Annotated in this window: 10 protein-coding genes and 1 tRNA gene; 6 read left to right on the top strand and 5 right to left on the bottom strand. The window is 47.7% G+C overall.

The features are described from left to right. Positions 1-79: 79 nt before the first annotated feature. The 4 genes from QUA77_RS00880 (at position 80) to QUA77_RS00865 (ending at position 7665) form a co-directional block, all read left to right on the top strand. Positions 80-1627, top strand: a complete 1548-nt coding sequence (locus QUA77_RS00880; protein ID WP_333448974.1) for an SLBB domain-containing protein — start codon at positions 80-82, stop codon at positions 1625-1627. Positions 1628-1769: 142 nt separating this feature from the next. Beyond that, complete coding sequence (locus QUA77_RS00875; protein WP_333448973.1) at positions 1770-4094, top strand: polysaccharide biosynthesis tyrosine autokinase; 2325 nt, start codon at positions 1770-1772, stop codon at positions 4092-4094. A gap of 422 nt (positions 4095-4516) precedes the next feature. Continuing rightward, positions 4517-5884, top strand: coding sequence for an NAD-dependent succinate-semialdehyde dehydrogenase (locus tag QUA77_RS00870; RefSeq protein WP_333034873.1), 1368 nt, complete (start codon positions 4517-4519; stop codon positions 5882-5884). A 143-nt stretch (positions 5885-6027) separates the two neighbouring features. Further along, the gene (locus QUA77_RS00865; RefSeq protein WP_333034870.1) at positions 6028-7665 is read left to right on the top strand and encodes an acetolactate synthase large subunit; all 1638 of its coding nucleotides are present in this window, start codon (positions 6028-6030) and stop codon (positions 7663-7665) included. Here QUA77_RS00865 and QUA77_RS00860 read toward each other — a convergent pair. The 5 genes from QUA77_RS00860 to murA all read right to left on the bottom strand — a co-directional run bounded on the left by QUA77_RS00860 (position 7628) and on the right by murA (position 11677). Then, complete coding sequence (locus QUA77_RS00860) at positions 7628-7855, bottom strand: type II toxin-antitoxin system HicB family antitoxin (RefSeq protein WP_333034868.1); 228 nt, start codon at positions 7853-7855, stop codon at positions 7628-7630. The genes QUA77_RS00865 and QUA77_RS00860 overlap by 38 nt on opposite strands. Positions 7856-8109: 254 nt before the next feature. Next, positions 8110-8985 (bottom strand): DMT family transporter, encoded by an 876-nt coding sequence (locus QUA77_RS00855; RefSeq protein ID WP_333449047.1) that lies wholly within the window; start codon positions 8983-8985, stop codon positions 8110-8112. A gap of 154 nt (positions 8986-9139) precedes the next feature. After that, positions 9140-9221 (bottom strand) — tRNA-Leu (locus QUA77_RS00850). Next, entirely contained in the window at positions 9200-10069 is an 870-nt protein-coding gene (locus tag QUA77_RS00845; RefSeq protein ID WP_333448972.1) for a M48 family metallopeptidase, read from the bottom strand. Before QUA77_RS00845 ends, QUA77_RS00850 begins: the two co-directional genes overlap by 22 nt. A 186-nt stretch (positions 10070-10255) precedes the next feature. Beyond that, positions 10256-11677, bottom strand: a complete 1422-nt coding sequence (murA, locus tag QUA77_RS00840) for a UDP-N-acetylglucosamine 1-carboxyvinyltransferase (protein ID WP_333448971.1) — start codon at positions 11675-11677, stop codon at positions 10256-10258. A gap of 365 nt (positions 11678-12042) precedes the next feature. Between murA and smc the strand changes: the two genes are divergently transcribed. Both smc and QUA77_RS00830 read left to right on the top strand, forming a co-directional pair. Then, a complete protein-coding gene (gene smc, locus QUA77_RS00835; RefSeq protein ID WP_333448970.1) occupies positions 12043-15933 on the top strand; it encodes a chromosome segregation protein SMC in 3891 nt (1296 codons plus the stop codon). 68 nt (positions 15934-16001) lie between these two features. Beyond that, positions 16002-17024 carry a PRC-barrel domain-containing protein gene (locus QUA77_RS00830; RefSeq protein ID WP_333181907.1) on the top strand — a complete coding sequence of 341 codons (1023 nt, stop codon included), beginning with the start codon at positions 16002-16004 and terminating at the stop codon, positions 17022-17024. Positions 17025-17184 lie beyond the last annotated feature (160 nt).

Genomic DNA, 17184 nt, shown 5'->3' with positions numbered 1-17184 from the left:
AAGGAAAGGGGCTGAGGCAGAGGTTTCCAGCAAAAGCTGCAAGCTAAGTTATTGGGCAAGCAATGCTGTCAAAAGTTTAATGATTCAAAGTTTAACAGTGTCAGTGCTGGCGGCGGTGGGTTCATCTCCTGCGGCTGCCCAGTTTATGCCTCCTCCTCCTCCTCCTCCTGCTGATGCGGGTTCTCCTGTTCCTGTACCGGTACCTCTAGCGCCGGGATTTCAGGGGTTTCCGGCAAGTGCACCTTCAAGTGTACGATCGGAAGTTTACACTTTGGGAGCGGGCGATCGTATTCAAATGGACATCTTCAACGTCCCGGAATACAGCGGCCCTAACGGTCAACACCAAGTACAGGCAGACGGTTCCCTGAATTTGCCGTTAGTTGGCAGCGTTTCGGTGTACGGGATGACCCTAGAACAAGCTTCTAATGCTGTTAAAGACAAATATGGCAAATACCTTAAACGTCCCTGGATTACCCTGAAACTGCTGGCGCCGCGTCCTTTGCAAATTGCGATCGCGGGCGAAATCAACCGCCCCGGAGCTTATACAATATCCTCAGCAGCAGGCCCCGGAGGCACAGCAGAGCAAATGGGAACTCAAATGCCAACGATATCGCGGGCTCTGCGAATGGCCGGCGGAATTACGCAGTCAGCAGACGTGCGGCAAATCAAAATTCGCCGCCCCCAGCGCAACGCACCGGAACAAATTATTAGTGTGGATTTGTGGGAATTATTGCAAAACGGCGATTTGCGGGCCGATATGACTTTGCGGGACGGCGATACTATATTTATTCCCACTGTAACTAGCCTCAACCGCCAAGAAGCACCGACTTTAGCAGTAGCTAATATTACCGGACAAAGCACTCAACCCATTAATATTGCTGTGGTGGGCGAAGTAACTCGCCCCGGTACTTATACTTTGGCAAAAGAGGCTCAAAGTAGGGTACAAGAGAATGAAATGGGTGAAAATTCTGGTTTGTTTGCTGCCAGGGAAACCAACGGCGGGGAAACTGTTTTGCAGCAAACTGTAACGAGGGCAATTAAAATGGCGGGCGGCATTACGCCGGTAGCTGATATCAGACAAATACAAGTTCGGCGCCTGACACGCGCGGGTACAGAACAAATTATTAATGTGAATTTGTGGCAACTTTTGGAAGGGGGAGATGTATCCCAAGATTTAGCGCTGCAACAGGGAGATACGGTAATCGTTCCCAAAGCCGAAAACCTCGATGAAACCCAAGACGAACAAGTTGCTAATTCTAATTTTTCACCGGATACGATTAAGGTGAACATTGTGGGAGAAGTCGTGAAACCCGGAGCGATTGCGGTGCTGCCCAACACTACTTTAAATCAAGCGCTGGTAGCAGCGGGAGGTTTTAATAAAGCGCGGGCAGAAATGGATTCGGTGAATTTAATTCGCCTCAATCCTAACGGCACCGTTTCGCAGCTAACTGTTAAGGTTAATTTTTCTGCAACTGCCAATGAAGAAACTAATCCCAAACTGCAAAATAATGATGTAATTATGGTAAGGCGATCGGGTCGCGCGACGTTCTCGGATAATGTAGGCGGGACTCTAGCTCCTCTCAGCCCGCTGTTAGGAATATTCCGGTTGTTCGATATTTTTCGGTGAGTTGAATAGACTGGCATTAAGACCTCAGAAACCCGCTTTATAAAAAAATTGCGGTTTGGTAATGAAATATCTAGGAATCAACCGATTTCCTGAAACTCCGCCACCAATACAGACGTTTAAACTAATAAGTTGTAGAACTCAAATGAAACCAGGGAAACAATCTCACGTAGCACTGTTTAATCATAAAAAAAACGCTGATCTGCAAAAAATGTCTTCTGGGCTTTATGAAGAAGATCAGTTTTTAGGCAGAAACAAAACCGAGGCAGAAGAGTTAAGTTTTTGGGAAGTTTGTCGCAGTCGCTCCATCTTAGTCATCGGCGTAGCAGCGGCAGTGACTACCGGAGTTTTCGCCTGGACACTGAATCAAAAAAGCGAGTACGAAGGGCGCTTTCAATTATTAGTAGAACCAGCAGTTACGCAAAATACTTTAGCAAAAATATACTCGGGTGAGCTGAAACTGCAACCAGCGGGCCCCGCGACGACGGAAAATGCCGGTTTTGACTACGAATCCCAAATTCAAGTTTTGCAAAGCCCGCAAGTAATGTCGCCGATTATTAAACAGTTGCAGGCTAAGTATCCTGAAATAAATTACAACTACCTCTTGAACCAAAAAGCAGATAATGTGCCTTTTTCTCAGGAAACTAGGTTGTCGATTAATCGATTCAAAAATACCAAGATTATCGAAGTTAGATATCGGGATTATGATCCGAAAAAAATTCAGTTTGTTTTGGAAAAAGTGGCGCTAGGCTACCGCAACTACAGCGTGCAAGATACCACAACTCAAATTAGTCAGACTCTGGATTTTGTGAAATCGCAAATTCCCAACCAGCAAAAGCGCCAACAAGCTCTGCAAACAGAAATTCAAAAATTGCGGCAGCAGTACAATTTCATCGACCCGCAAATTCAAACCCAACAGCTTTCGCAGCAAATCACCCAACTTCAAGCGCAAAGATTGGACGCGCAAACGCAGCTCAATCAGCAGAGATTGCTCTATTCCAATCTGCAAAATCAGCTCGGACTGAACCAGCAGCAAGCGCTGATGGCCTCGGCTCTGAGTCAAGCTCCCCGCTATCAAGCGATGCTGACTCAATTGCAGCAATTAGAAGGGCAAATTGCGATTAACTCGGCTACGTTTACAGACCAAACTCCGCAAATGCAATTGTTGCGAGAACAGCGCAAAAACCTGATTCCTTTGTTGAAGAAAGAAGCCCAACAGGTTCTGGGAACTGATTTGGCTAAGGTAAATTCGCAAGTGCTGACTTTTCAAGATCCGGTGCGGATTAAGTTAATCGAGCAGTTTATCGGTACTGCTAATTTAATTCAGGTGCTGGGCGTGCGGAATCAAGTTTTGGAACAAGCTGCTAAGCAGTTGAATCAATACTCTCAAAAATTCCCGGTGATTTTGCGGCGCTATTCCGATTTGCAGCGCGAGTTGGATTTGACTAACAATACGCTGAATAGTTTGCTGGCAAAACAGCAAGCTTTGCAGCTTGAATCTGTGGGCAAAAAAGAGGTGGCTTGGGAAGTTATTGCTAAGCCGGAAATTCCGCGTTACAAAAATGGCGAGTTGATGGCTGTTGCTCCGATTATGCCTTTGAATTTGGCTTTGGGGGGATTGGCTGGTTTGCTGTTTGGTATGCTGGCGGCGCAGTTGGCGGAACGGTTTAAAAATAAAACGGTGTTCCAAACTCCAGAGGATGTCAAACAGTCGATTCGCCTGCCTTTGTTGGGGGTAATTCCTGCTAGCGATAAAATTTTGAGACTTCCTCCTGCTGAGACAAGCCCGGTGGATGTGGCAATTTCGCCGATGCCGACGGATGCTTTTCAAGAAGCTTTTCGATCGCTCAATGCGAATATTCGCTTACTCAACCTTGAGACTCCAATCAATTCTTGTGTAATTACTTCTTGTCAAGTAGCTGATGGCAAGTCTACTGTAGCAGTCAATCTGGCGCGGGCTGCTGCCGCAATGGGCCAGCAAGTGCTGTTAGTTGATGCCGATTTACGGCGGCCGCAGGTACACGAAATGCTGGGTTTACCGAATTGGCAAGGCTTGCACAATGTGATTGCTGATGATGTGGATGTGCAACAGGTGATTGTGCGATCGCCCCGTGATGAAAATTTGTTTGTGTTAACTTCCGGCCCTGTTCCTCACGATCCCACAAAGGTGCTTTCTTCCCGAAAAATGACTCATTTAATGGCAGCTTTGTCAAGTCATTTTGACTTAGTTATTTACGATACTCCACCGCTTTTGGGTTTGGCAGATGCGAATTTGTTGGCGGCTCACACTAACGGATTGATGCTGGTAGTGGGGCTGCATCAAACTGAGCGGGAAGCCCTGTTGTTGGCTTTTGAAGATTTGAAAATGGCGGGAATTCCGCTGTTGGGAATGGTAGCAAATAACGATAAAGGTAGCAGGTATTACTATCAGTCTTACGTGCAGGATTACGTCCAGGAACAGTCTGTTTGAGGGAGAGGAATTGAGAAATGTGTAGTGGAACAGGCCGTCGGACCTGTTCTTGAGAATGCAAGGCGGAGGGACACCCGACCCGATATTTCATCCATCTTGCACCATTAATTGTGAATAAAGCTGTCAGGGGCGGGCGGGACGCCCTACAAAAACATTTAACTTTTATGGAACAGGCCGGAAAGCCTGTTCTTGAGATTTGTGCGTGATTTCAGAAAGACAAATTTTCTTAAGATTTGCGATCGAGACTCTGAACTATAATTAAAAGTAGGAGAAATTTAAACAAATCGCGGCACTTGCAAATTGGCAAGACCTGAAAGAAAACGTGGCTGGTAAATTCCTATTTTCTAATACCTTAATACAACTCCCTGCCTAGGCTGAAAACTAGCAGGGAGTTTTGTGTTTTTCACACAGGAGATAAAACCATGGCTATTGCTACTATCAACCCGGCAACGGGAGAAACGCTGAAAACTTTCGAGCAGATCGCGGATGAAGTAATAGAAGCTAAGCTGGAATTAGCACAGCAAGCTTTTAAAAAATACCGCCAACTGCCGTTTGAGCAGAGAGCCCTGTGGATGCAGAAAGCGGCAGACATCTTGGAGCGCGATCGCGAAATTTACGCTGAAATGATGACCCTGGAAATGGGCAAAACGCTCAAATCTGCGATCGGCGAAGTGGAAAAATGCGCCTTAGTTTGTCGCTATTACGCCAAAAATGCCGCTCAATTTATGGCAGACGTATCGGCAACCACTGACGCTAGCAGCAGCTTTGTCCGCTACCAACCGCTGGGCCCTATTTTAGCCGTTATGCCGTGGAATTTCCCATTTTGGCAAGTTTTTCGGTTTGCGGCGCCAGCACTGATGGCGGGCAATGTCGGCTTGCTCAAACACGCTTCCAACGTGCCTCAGTGCGCTTTGAAAATCGAAGAAATTTTTACGCTTGCTGGCTTTCCCGAAGGCGTTTTTCAAACTTTGTTAGTGGGCGCCGACAAAGTAGCTGATATCGTTGCGGACGATCGTATAAAAGCAGCAACTCTCACCGGTAGCGAACCAGCGGGTGAAAGTTTGGCAGCAAATGCAGGCAAAAATTTGAAAAAAGTAGTGCTGGAATTGGGAGGAAGCGACCCCTTTATTGTGATGTCCAGCGCCGATTTAGCAGCAGCTTTATCAACTGCTGTGACATCCCGGATGCTCAATAACGGTCAATCTTGCATCGCTGCCAAACGCTTTATTTTAGCAGAAGAGATTGCCGACGAATTCATCACAGGATTTGTCGAAAAATTCGAGCAATTAAAAGTAGGCGATCCGATGTTGCCCGAAACCGATATCGGCCCTTTAGCTACTCCCGCAATCCTCAAAGACTTGGACAATCAAGTGCAAAATTGCGTCCAATCGGGAGCAAAACTTCTGACAGGTGGGCGCCCATTGTCAGAGAAGGCCGGCAATTTCTACTTGCCAACTATTCTGGCAGATATTCCGCCGAATGCCTCTGCCCGTCAAGAAGAATTTTTTGGGCCCGTAGCTTTAGTATTCCGAGTTGCAGGCATTGATGAGGCGATCGCGCTCGCAAACAGCACATCTTTTGGCTTGGGTGCGTCAGCTTGGACTACAGTAAACTCAGAGAGCGATCGCTTTATTTCCGAACTAGAGGCCGGCGCGGTATTCATCAACGGTTTAGTAAAATCAGACCCGAGATTGCCCTTCGGCGGCATCAAACGCTCCGGTTACGGACGCGAATTGAGCATCCAAGGAATGCACGAATTTGTTAACATAAAAACAGTGTGGGTGAAATAAGCTCCCACTCTATCAACCGATCGCACAAATCTACAGAAGTCTGCGTTTATCTGCGTTTACCTGCGGTTAAAAATTCCCATTTAGTATTTTTGCGATCGGTTTAAAAAGACCAAAAACCACATTAACCGAGGAGAGAAACGGAAATGAACACAGCTCAACTATTGGTAAAATGTTTAGAAAATGAAGGCGTCGAATATGTCTTCGGACTTCCTGGAGAAGAAAATTTAGAAATTTTAGAAGCCCTGAGAAACTCTTCAATTAAATTTATTACTACTCGCCACGAACAAGGCGCGGCTTTCATGGCCGACGTTTACGGTCGTCTCACCGGCAAAGCCGGCGTTTGCTTGTCCACCTTGGGCCCAGGCGCAACTAACTTAATGACAGGAGTTGCTGACGCCAACTTAGACGGCGCTCCTTTAATAGCAATTACCGGACAAGTCGGCACAGACAGGATGCACATAGAATCGCACCAATATTTAGATTTGGTTGCCATGTTTGAGCCAGTTACTAAGTGGAATGCTCAAATTGTTCGCCCCAGCACGACGGCAGAAATAGTCCGCAAAGCCTTTAAAGTAGCTCAAAGTGAAAAGCCGGGAGCAGTTCACATTGACTTACCTGAAAACATCGCAGCAATGCCTGCTGAAGGAAATCCGCTCACCAAAGACAACCGCGAAAAAACTTTTGGCGCTTACCAAAGCTTGAATAAAGCCGCTGTGGCAATTTCCAAGGCAAAAAGTCCTCTGCTTTTAGTAGGAAACGGCGCGATCCGCGCTAACGCCAGCGATGCTTTGACACAATTTGCTACTCGATTGAATATTCCTGTAGCTAATACTTTCATGGGCAAAGGTGTAATTCCTTACACTCATCCTTTGGCGCTTTGGACGACGGGATTGCAGAAACGGGATTATATTAGTTGTGCTTTTGAAGAAACGGATTTAGTGATTGCTGTTGGCTACGATTTGATTGAATATTCCCCGAAAAAGTGGAATCCAGAAGGAACCATTCCGATTATTCACATTGGATCTTTGCCAGCAGAAATTGACAGCAGTTATATTCCTCTTATAGAAGTTGTGGGAGATATTTCTGATTCCCTCAATGAAATTTTGCAGCGTGCCGATCGCATGGAGAAAGTAGACCCTTTTGCTAAGCAATTGCGGGCGGATATTCGCGCTGGGTACGAACAATATGCAGCCGACGACGGTTTCCCGATCAAGCCACAAAAACTCATTTACGATTTGCGGCAAGTCCTGGGCCCGGAAGATATTCTTATATCTGATGTGGGAGCTCACAAAATGTGGATCGCGCGGCACTATCATTGCGATCGCCCGAATACCTGTTTGATTTCTAACGGATTTGCGGCGATGGGAATTGCGATTCCGGGTGCGGTGGCTGCAAAACTCGTTTATCCCGATCGCAAAGTAATAGCAGCCACCGGCGACGGCGGTTTTATGATGAATTGTCAAGAGTTAGAAACTGCTTTGCGAGTCGGTACTAATTTTGTGACGCTGATCTTTAATGATGGTGGTTACGGGTTAATTGAATGGAAGCAGCAAGATTATTTTGGTCATTCCGATTTCGTCAAATTTGGCAATCCCGATTTTGTCAAATTTGCGGAAAGTATGGGTTTAAAAGGCTATCGTGTGGAATCTGCAACCGATTTTATTCCCATCCTCAAAGAAGCCCTGGCTCAAGATGTCCCTTGCGTGATTGATTGTCCGGTAGATTATCGGGAAAATGCGCGTTTCAGTCAATTATCTGGGGATATGAGTTGCAATTTGTAAGAGTAGCTAGAGCCCCGACTTCTTTAAGAAGTCGGGGCTCTAATAATGGACATTCTTCGAGATAGAGTTTTGTAGCTTGTTTAAGATTGGCGATCGCTTCTTCTATTGTTTCGCCTTGGTCAACTGTGGGGACTTCTGGACTTTCGGCAATGTACTTCTGCCAATTATTTGACCCAAGTATGAGAAGCATAAATCACTTCCTCTTCCTTCTGGCGAGCGGTTGCAATTTTCTTCTCAAATTCTCCGTAGAGTTTTGTTTCCACTTGTCGGAGTTGTGATATCAAATCCGGTAGCATCGGAATTAATATTACCCACTGTCAGGACACGGCACCGTGTCTAATCCAGTCAACAGTTAACACTCAACAATTCAGTTTTTCGACCCGCCCGTCAACAGTCAACAGTCAACAATCATTTCGGTGCCACCGGAATTGATATCAAATCTAATCACTTCAAACCCAATAATAAGGCGATTCCGCCGATCGCACCAACTACCCCCAAAACAGCCCTAATGCTCACTTTTTCGCCCGCCAGCACCGCTAAAGGCAGTATAAATAGGGGACTGGTAGAACTGAGTGTTTGAGCGATTGCTGCGGGTGCATATTTCAGTGAAGTCTGTTGCAGGAAAATTCCGAGATAGGTTCCTAAAAAAGCTGCCACAATTATGGCATCTAATGTTTTTGAGGATTTTAATTGTTTGAAACTGTCAAGGTTTGTTGGCTTTAAAAAGCACAGCATGACTGCCATACCACCGCTCAAACGCAAGGCCGCCGTCCACAGGGGATCGATATCTATTTGAGTGAAGGCGGCGCGGGATAAAATTGCACCAGCGGCGTGGCTTGTTTGTCCTAATAAACTAATACCTAATCCCTGCCAAATATGTTTTGATGATAAGGTTGTTTCGGCTGTTCGTTCGGCAATTACCCACGCTACGCCGCAGATTGTTAAAAGAATGCCAGTACAAGCAATGGGTGATAACTTTTCTTGCAAAAAGATTAAGCCGAATAAAGCTGTTAAAGGGGGAGATAGGGTTTCTAAAAGCAGCGTTCGCCTCGCGCCTAAATATTTTAATACGATAAAGAAAGCGGTGTCTCCGATGCCAATTCCTAGGCCGCCGCTAATCAGCAGCATTGCTAAAATATTAGGGTTGATTGCGGGTAAAGATTTTCCTAAAATTAGTACAGTGGCAAGGAGCATGAAAAGGGCGATCGCGCCTTTGAGCAAGTTGAGCACCACTGCGGGGATTTGCTGTCCCACTCGCTGCCAGATTGTGGAAGATAGAGCCCAGACAAATGCAGCCCCTAAAGCGGCTAATTCACCCATAAAATTTGTTGACTGTTGACTGTTGACTGTTGTCATTAGTTACCAATTGGCAATTGGCAATTGGCAATTTCCGATGCCCAATTCCCCGTGCCATATAAATTAGGGTTCCAGACTAATCATCTGGAACCCTAGATTTATTAAGCTTTTCTAGCAGTGGGCGGGGAGAGAATCGAACTCTCATACCTTTCGGTGTCAGATTTTGAGTCTGATGCGTCTACCAATTTCGCCACCCGCCCTTTTTCGTTTCACCATCATAACACACCGATCGATTTCCTGCAAGCAAAGATTCATAATCTTTTGAACTTGCCCAGCGATCGATCTCTCTGGCGCGCAATACTGGTACAGGATGGGACAACTGAGCCGTCTGAGCTTGTTTGAGCATATCTCCCAGTTGAGTGGTGCTGAGGTCGTCGTAGGCCCGGGCCTGCGCCAAAAACGCATCGACATTCAGTTTGGGAGCTAAAGTCGGCGAACCTCCGGCCAGTTTCATCAACAGTGATGCTACCACTCTTGGGTCTTGAGTCGCGAGCAAAGCGGCGCGATCGCACGTAAATTCCGCACACCGCAACCATTCCAACATTTGCGCCTGCAAACCCTGAGCCAGCACGGTTCCCACAGGGGAAATTTGACCTGCGGCCAACACAATTAAATTAGCCAGAGTCAGGTAAACTCCGTGCTCGCACTTCAAATGACCCAACTCGTGAGCGATTACTGCCTTAACTTCCTCGTCTGTGAGCAAATCAATCAGAGAAGTGTGCATCACCACAAAAGGCTGTTTTCCCCGCATCGCAAAGGTGTAAGCATTCGGCATTGGATGCTGGCGGACATAAAGCTGCGGCGGTTCCAAATCCAGAGTTTTGCAGGCATCCAACAGCAATTGATGGAGGTGGGGCAATTGATTTTCCCCGACTTGGACGCTGGAAGCCAGATTTTCCAGCATAAAAAACTGTTCGCCCAGTTGTCCCAGCAACTGCCGCACCATCAAATCCAGGCCGGGCAGTTGTTTGAGCGTGTTGGTGGCTTCCAAGTCTAGCGGGTGGCGAAACTGGTCTGCTTTCAAACCGATGAGCGGTATGTTCGACATTTTAATCCTGAGTCATTAGTCAATAGTCACTGGTCGTTAGTCATTGGTCATTGGGAAATGGGAATTATGAATTGGCAATTGGCAAGTGAAAAAGGTTGAATTATTTTTCTTTCTTCTTCCTTCTTCCTGCTTCCTGCTTCCTGCTTCCTTTTTCCTAATGACTAATGACTGCTGACTAATGACTAATTAACAGTTTAAACTCGATCGCACGGGATTGACAGGAGCCTCAGCAGTCGCTGGGTCTGTACCCTCTTTGACGCGCCGCAACTTAGCTCCCAATTTTTGCAGTTTCACCTCTAACTGCTCGTAGCCGCGGTCTAAGTGCTGCAAGCTGCTGATGGTGGTGACACCATCGGCTGCAAGTCCCGCTAACACTAACGCCGCCGAAGCCCGCAAATCTGTTGCCACGACAGGCGCACCCGACAGCCGCGACACTCCGCGCACAATCGCTACATTGCCTTTAAGGCGAATGTCGGCGCCCATGCGGTTGAGTTCTGCTACGTGGCGCAAGCGATTCTCAAACACGGTTTCTTTGATCAAGCTGTCGCCTTCGCTCAGCGTCAGCAAGGCCATAAACTGAGCTTGCATATCTGTGGGGAAACCGGGATAAGGCAGAGTTTCGATGTCTGTGGCCGAGTGAGTTTGGCCGGGAACTATCCGCAAAATGTCGGGGGATTCTGCAATAATTTTTGCCCCAATTGTCTTCAATTTGGCGATGACTGCGGTCAGGTGGTCGGGAATGACCGGCGACAAACTGATTTCCGAGTGAGTGATGGCTCCTGCTACTAAAAATGTTCCGGCTTCAATGCGATCGGGAATAATTGAATAGTCTACCGCGTGCAGCTTGGGAACTCCCGAAATGACGATCGTATTCGTGCCGGCGCCTTGAATTTTTGCTCCCATAGCGCGGCAGAAATTCGCCAAATCTGCGACTTCCGGCTCTTGAGCCGCATTTTCAATTATGGTTTCTCCTTCAGCCAGAGTCGCCGCCATCATCAAAGTTTCAGTTGCGCCGACGCTGGGGTAGTCCAAATAAATTTTGGCTCCTTTCAGGCGGCGGTTCGGCCCTTTGACGTAAGCGTGAACCGTGCCGTGGTCGATGTGGACTTCGGCACCGAGGGCTTGCAGACCGCGAACGTGGAGTTCCACGGGTCGGGCGCCGATGGCGCACCCACCGGGCAAGGGCACTTTGGCAAATCCCAAACGCGCTAGCAGCGGGCCGATGATGAAGAAGCTCGCCCGCAGTTGGCTGACTAATTCGTAGGGGGCTTGAGCGTCTATGAGGTTGCTGGCGTTGATGTCTAAAACGTCGCCGTTCTGCTGTAATTTGACTCCTACAGCCGAGAGAATTTGTCCCATGCGGGCGACATCGACTAGACCGGGAACGTTGCGGAGACGGCAATCCTCTGGGCAGAGCAAGGCTCCTGCCATGACGACTAAGGCCGAGTTTTTGGCGCCGCTGATTTTAACGTGTCCTTTAAGGGGTTCGCGACCCCAAATTTGTAATACTTGTTGTTCGTCGCTTTCAGGTGAAGCTGGCAGGTTAGATGAGTTCTGAGCTGGTGTAATGGGTTTGCCCTCCATAATGCGCTTCGTTACTTTATACATTATTAATTTTGGTTCGATTTTACCGGAAAGTTTTTATATGTCTAGGGGTAACATTAGGAATTCCGGGAATTATCTTTGCTGGAATCCACTCTGGACAAGGTTTTCAAGTTTAATCACACAAATAATGCCGATCTAGTTTCATGGAGTTATCTGTATCAAAATTTACGTTAATTTGTAGCGCTCGCTCGGATCGGAGATATTGTACTTTTGTCAACGAGCTTTTGAAGTAAAATGCGACTCGGTTGTTGACAAAGGTGTAAGATATCGGTTCGATCGACTATGCCAGAAAGTTTACACATTGTCGATCGCCCCATTGCCTGTGCTACCCTGTGACAACAACCTAGAGCCAAAGCTACTCCTAGCATATGGTTCACATTAAACGGATCGAACTGACTAACTTTAAATCTTTTGGCGGCACGACGGCCATTCCCGTGCTGCCCGGTTTTACTGTGGTTTCCGGACCCAACGGTTCTGGGAAGTCCAACATCCTGGACGCTTTGCTGTTTTGTCTCGGACTTTCGAGTTCTAAGGGAATGCGGGCTGAACGTTTGCCGGATTTGGTGAACAGCGCCCAAAACAAACGCGGTACGATCGAAGCTAGCGTGACTGCGACTTTTGCGCTGGAAGATGTGGGGGAGGAATGGTTCGCCCGGGATGAAGATGAGGATGAAAATACAGCAGATGAGTTATCTGTTGCAGCAGAGGAAGTTGAAGGGATAGAAATTGCCGAAACTCAAGACAACAACGGCCAATCATCTCCTGTCAATCACAAATCGCCTTTATCTGTTGAAGAAGTCGAAGGGATAGAAATTGCCGAAACTCAAGACAACAACGAACAATCACCTGCTGTCAATCGAAAATCTAAAATCCAAAATCCAAAATCGGATGAGTTATCTGTTGAAGATGTAGAAGAGATTGAAATCGCAGCGACTCAAGACAACAACGGGCAACTACTCGCTACCAATCGAAAATCCAAAATCGAAAATCCAAAATCGGATGAGTGGAGTGTGACGCGGAAACTTCGGGTAACTCGCCAAGGTACTTACACTTCAACTTATTACATTAACGGCCAACCTTGCACCCTGACTCAACTTCACGAACAACTCAACCGCTTGCGAATTTATCCCGAAGGCTATAACGTCGTGCTGCAAGGAGACGTTACGAGCATTATTTCGATGAATTCTAAGGAACGCCGAGAAATCATTGACGAATTGGCTGGTGTGGCTCAGTTCGATCGCAAAATCTCTTTAGCTAGGCAGAAGTTGGATGAAGTTAAGGAGGTGGAAGAACGCAGCCGCATTGTAGAAAAAGAGCTGATTTCTCAGCGCGATAGGCTGGCTTCCGATCGCACAAAAGCGGAAAAATATCAAAAATTGCGGGCGGAATTTCAAGAAAAGTCGCAGTGGGAAATAGTGCTGAAATTCCGTCAATTGCAGCAGCAAGAATGGAAGCTGCGAGAACAAATCGAAACGGGCGATCGCACTTCGGCATCTCTCACCGAACAACTGCAAGCAATTAGCACCCAAATTCAAGCAGCAACCGCCGAACTTGACGCGCTGAATGCCCGCGTTAAAGCTTTGGGAGAGTCGGAATTGTTGGCTTTACAAGCGACGATTGCCACTCAGGAAGCGGAACGGCGGCAACTGCAAAACCGCAAACAGGATTTGGAAAAAACTGCTGGCCAAATGGCTGCTAATATAGCACAAACCGAGGAAGAAGTTCGGCAATTCCGGCAAAGTTTGGAGCAAATTGAGATTGAAATATCTTATGTTAAGTCTCAAATAGGAACTTTGCAGGCACAGCGGGATGCAGCCCAGCAAAGTTTAGATGAAAGTCGGGAAGTTGCAAATGCGATCGCCTCCACGGCCGAAGTTTGGGTACAGCAGCAAACGGAACTGCACCGCCAAATCGAAACAATTCAACAAACTTTGGAACCGCAGCGTACAGAACAAGCTACCATTGGCGAAAGAGCCGATCGCCTGCAAAGTCAAATTCAAGAACAAAACCAATCTCTGCAAGTATTAGAACAGGAAATTGCAGCGAAAAAAGAGCAGCAATCTCGCCTTGTGGAAACCAAAGGCGTGGCATCTTTGCAAGTAGAATCGCTGAATCAAATTTTAGTCGAAGCCGAACAAGAATTGCAACTGCAACAGGAAACTCAAACTCGTTTGTTGGAAGAACAGCGGGAAAGACAGCGCAAATTAGACAAACTAGAAGTGCAGTTTCAAGCACTGCAAGAAGCGACGGGAACGTTTACGGCAAAAATTGTCGCGCAAAGCGGAATTGGCGGAGTTTGCGGCTTGGTGGCTCAACTGGGCAGGGTGGAACCGCGCTATCAATTGGCGCTGGAAATTGCCGCAGGCGGGCGCATGGGAAATATGGTGGTGGAAGATGACAGCGTGGCTGCTGCTGCGATCGAATTGTTGAAACAAAAACGGGCGGGAAGGATGACGTTTTTGCCTTTGAATAAGATTAGGGGCGGCAGGTATTCGGTGAATGAAAATTTGCGGCGCGCGGCAGGGTTTGTGGATGCGGCTGTTAATTTGATTGACTGCGATTCGCGGTATCAGGAAATTTTTGCTTACGTTTTTGGCAGTACGGTTGTGTTTAGCAACCTCAGCGATGCCCGCCGCTATTTGGGACAGTACCGGATTGTCACTTTGGACGGGGAAATTTTGGAAACTAGCGGGGCGATGACTGGGGGAAGTTCTACTAACATATCTACCTTGCATTTTGGCACAGTTGAGGCGAGTGAGGCTGCTAGTGAAGCGCGGACGATCGCATCTCTGCAAGAAAGGTTGGAGGAAATTGAGCGGATTTTGGAACGGTGCAAAATTGCGATCGATCGCGCTGCTGTTGCAGTCAAAACTCGCAGCCAAGAATTGATGGAAGCGAAACAAAATTTGCGCGAACATCAGTTGCGCTTGGAACAGTTGGATTCAGAAATTAAGAATTTGCAAGCGCAACAGGAACAAGTGCGATCGCAAATTGCGAAAAATACACAGGAATTAACTAATTCGCGATCGAGATTGCAGTTGCTGGAACGAGAATTGCCCGCACAGGAAACTCAATTGCAGCAATACCGCCAAACTTTGGCGCAGTTGGAAGAGTCCAACAGTCACAGCGAATGGCAGCAAATGCAATCGGGTTTGCGCGCTCTGGAAGCGCAACTGCAAGAGCGAGAATTGGCTCTGAGGAACGTCCAGCAGCGCCTTGTAGACTTGGAAAATCAATTCGGGCGTTTGGAAGACAAAATTAAGGAAGGCAGCGAGAAATTGCAGGAATGGCAAGTGCAGCAAAATGCGGGTGCGGATGCACTAGATCGCATTGTTTCGCAGCAGTTAGAACTCGATCGGCAAATTGCGGAAGCTAAGGCGGCTTTGGGGGAAATTGAGGAAAAATTGGGCGTGCAGAAGGGAGAGCGCGATCGGGCGGAATCTCAACTGCGAGAACAGCATTTAGCCAAACAGCAGTTACAATGGCAGTTGCAAAAACTCCACGAAACTCAGCAAGAACGCCGGGAACAATTGAGCGCAATCCGCACTCTATTGGAAGCGCAGCGGGCGGAAATGCCAGACCCCGTGCCGTCGATTCCTGAAAATGTCGAGAAAGCCAATTTGACGGAATTGCAGCAGGAAGTAAAGGCGATCGCCAAACGCATTCAAGCTTTAGAACCAGTCAATATGCTAGCCTTGGAAGAGTACAACCGCACTCAAGAACGCCTTCAAGAATTGAGTCAAAAATTGACGACATTGGAAGGAGAACGCACTGAACTGCTGTTGAGAATCGAAAATTTTACCACACTCAGGCGGCGCGCTTTTAAAGAAGCTTTCGACGCGGTTAACGAGAACTTCCAGACTATCTTTGCGGAACTTTCCGAAGGCGATGGCTATCTCCAGCTAGATGACCAGGAAGACCCCTTCAGCAGCGGCTTGAATTTGGTGGCTCACCCGAAGGGCAAACCCGTACAGCGGCTGGCTTCCATGTCTGGAGGCGAAAAGTCCTTGACGGCGCTGAGTTTTATTTTTGCGCTGCAACGCTACCGCCCGTCTACGTTTTACGCTTTTGATGAAGTGGATATGTTTCTGGATGGGGCAAATGTGGAGCGATTGGCTAGAATGATAAAACGACAGTCGGAACAAGCCCAGTTTATTGTTGTGAGTTTGCGGCGACCTATGATTCAATCGGCTGAGCGTACAATTGGTGTTACTCAAGCACGGGGAGCTTATACTCAAGTCATAGGACTGAAGTTGTAGTCCCGGAGTTTATGTTAACGCTCGTGTTGAGTGATATATGTACTTAATAAATCAGGATTAAAGTTAGAATGACATCCGAACAAATCTGCCAACGCTCCGACATTCTAGGCACTCAGGTCATCACCCGCGACAGAGGTAAACGCTTGGGGGTGGTTAGTCAATTGTGGGTGGACATCGATCGGCGGGAAGTTGTGGCGATCGGTCTGCGTGATAATATATTTGCGGTCGCTGGAATGCCGAAGTTTATGTTCCTCAGCAATGTCAGCGAAATCGGCGACGTGCTGTTGGTGGAAGATGAGAGCGCGATCGAAGATGATGTTGATGTTGAAGTCTACAGCATTTTGATTAACAGCGAAGTTATTACCGAAACCGGCGAACTTTTAGGTAGGGTGCGAGGCTTTAGGTTCGACCCCGAAGACGGTAAGTTAGTTTCTATAATTATCGCTTCCCTGGGCATCCCCCAAATCCCCGACCAAGTTCTCAGCACTTACGAGTTGGGGATTGAGGAAATTGTTAGCAGTGGCCCGAATCGCTTGATTGTGTTTGAAGGTTCCGAGGAAAGGCTCAGGCAGCTTAGTGTGGGTTTGCTGGAGCGCGTTGGTTTGGGCCAAGCACCTTGGGAACGAGAAGAGGACGAGGCAGGTTATTATCCGAAACCCGTGGCTACGGGAAATCAATTGGGCCCGGGCGTGCGGATACCTGCACCGGAAATGCGGAGCCGCGTAGCTGCGCCTGCGGTGGAGGAAGTTCCTTGGGATGAGGATTTAGAGTGGAATCGGCCTGCGGTTCGCCAGCCGCCCATGCGCGCGGTGCAGGCACAGCAGCCTGAGCCAATAATCGACGATTACGAGGATTACGAAGAGGATAATTGGGGCGGTGAGGAGGACGATTACGAGGATGAGTACGAGGAGAAGCCGCAGTACACTCGCGCTGAGATTTCTCGCCCGAAGCAGCCGGTGGTGGAGTACGAGGATGATGTTGAGGCTGATGCTTGGGCTGACGATGAGGCACCGAAGCCTTACCAGGCTCCTCGCGTGAATATCCCTGAGAAAACTAAGACTCCTGAGTACGAGGAGGAGCCTGGTTATTAGGAATTAATCCCTCGGTTGGACGGGTTTACGAGATTGTTTGTTTTAGACATAAATAGTTGTGAAATCCGCCCCTACAATGCCCTGTAGATACTGTCTTGACCTGTCAAGGGGTAGCAGTCAAATAATTGGGGTCGAAAGGCTTTTGGGATTTTAAAATCCC

The sequence above is a fragment of the Microcoleus sp. K5-D4 genome, assembly GCF_036704575.1.
Taxonomy (GTDB): Bacteria; Cyanobacteriota; Cyanobacteriia; order Cyanobacteriales; family Microcoleaceae; genus Microcoleus.
Note: the sequence above shows the minus strand (reverse complement) of the source record. Positions and strands in the feature narration are given on the sequence as shown.

What these genes read in the sequence shown, in the direction of transcription:
- QUA77_RS00880 (WP_333448974.1), top strand. Translation starts at nt 80, where the DNA reads ATGATTCAAAGTTTAACAGTGTCAGTGCTGGCGGCGGTGGGTTCATCT.
- QUA77_RS00875 (WP_333448973.1), top strand. Translation starts at nt 1,770, where the DNA reads ATGAAACCAGGGAAACAATCTCACGTAGCACTGTTTAATCATAAAAAA.
- QUA77_RS00870 (WP_333034873.1), top strand. Translation starts at nt 4,517, where the DNA reads ATGGCTATTGCTACTATCAACCCGGCAACGGGAGAAACGCTGAAAACT.
- QUA77_RS00865 (WP_333034870.1), top strand. Translation starts at nt 6,028, where the DNA reads ATGAACACAGCTCAACTATTGGTAAAATGTTTAGAAAATGAAGGCGTC.
- QUA77_RS00860 (WP_333034868.1), bottom strand. Translation starts at nt 7,855, where the DNA reads ATGCTTCTCATACTTGGGTCAAATAATTGGCAGAAGTACATTGCCGAA.
- QUA77_RS00855 (WP_333449047.1), bottom strand. Translation starts at nt 8,985, where the DNA reads ATGGGTGAATTAGCCGCTTTAGGGGCTGCATTTGTCTGGGCTCTATCT.
- QUA77_RS00845 (WP_333448972.1), bottom strand. Translation starts at nt 10,069, where the DNA reads ATGTCGAACATACCGCTCATCGGTTTGAAAGCAGACCAGTTTCGCCAC.
- murA (WP_333448971.1), bottom strand. Translation starts at nt 11,677, where the DNA reads ATGTATAAAGTAACGAAGCGCATTATGGAGGGCAAACCCATTACACCA.
- smc (WP_333448970.1), top strand. Translation starts at nt 12,043, where the DNA reads ATGGTTCACATTAAACGGATCGAACTGACTAACTTTAAATCTTTTGGC.
- QUA77_RS00830 (WP_333181907.1), top strand. Translation starts at nt 16,002, where the DNA reads ATGACATCCGAACAAATCTGCCAACGCTCCGACATTCTAGGCACTCAG.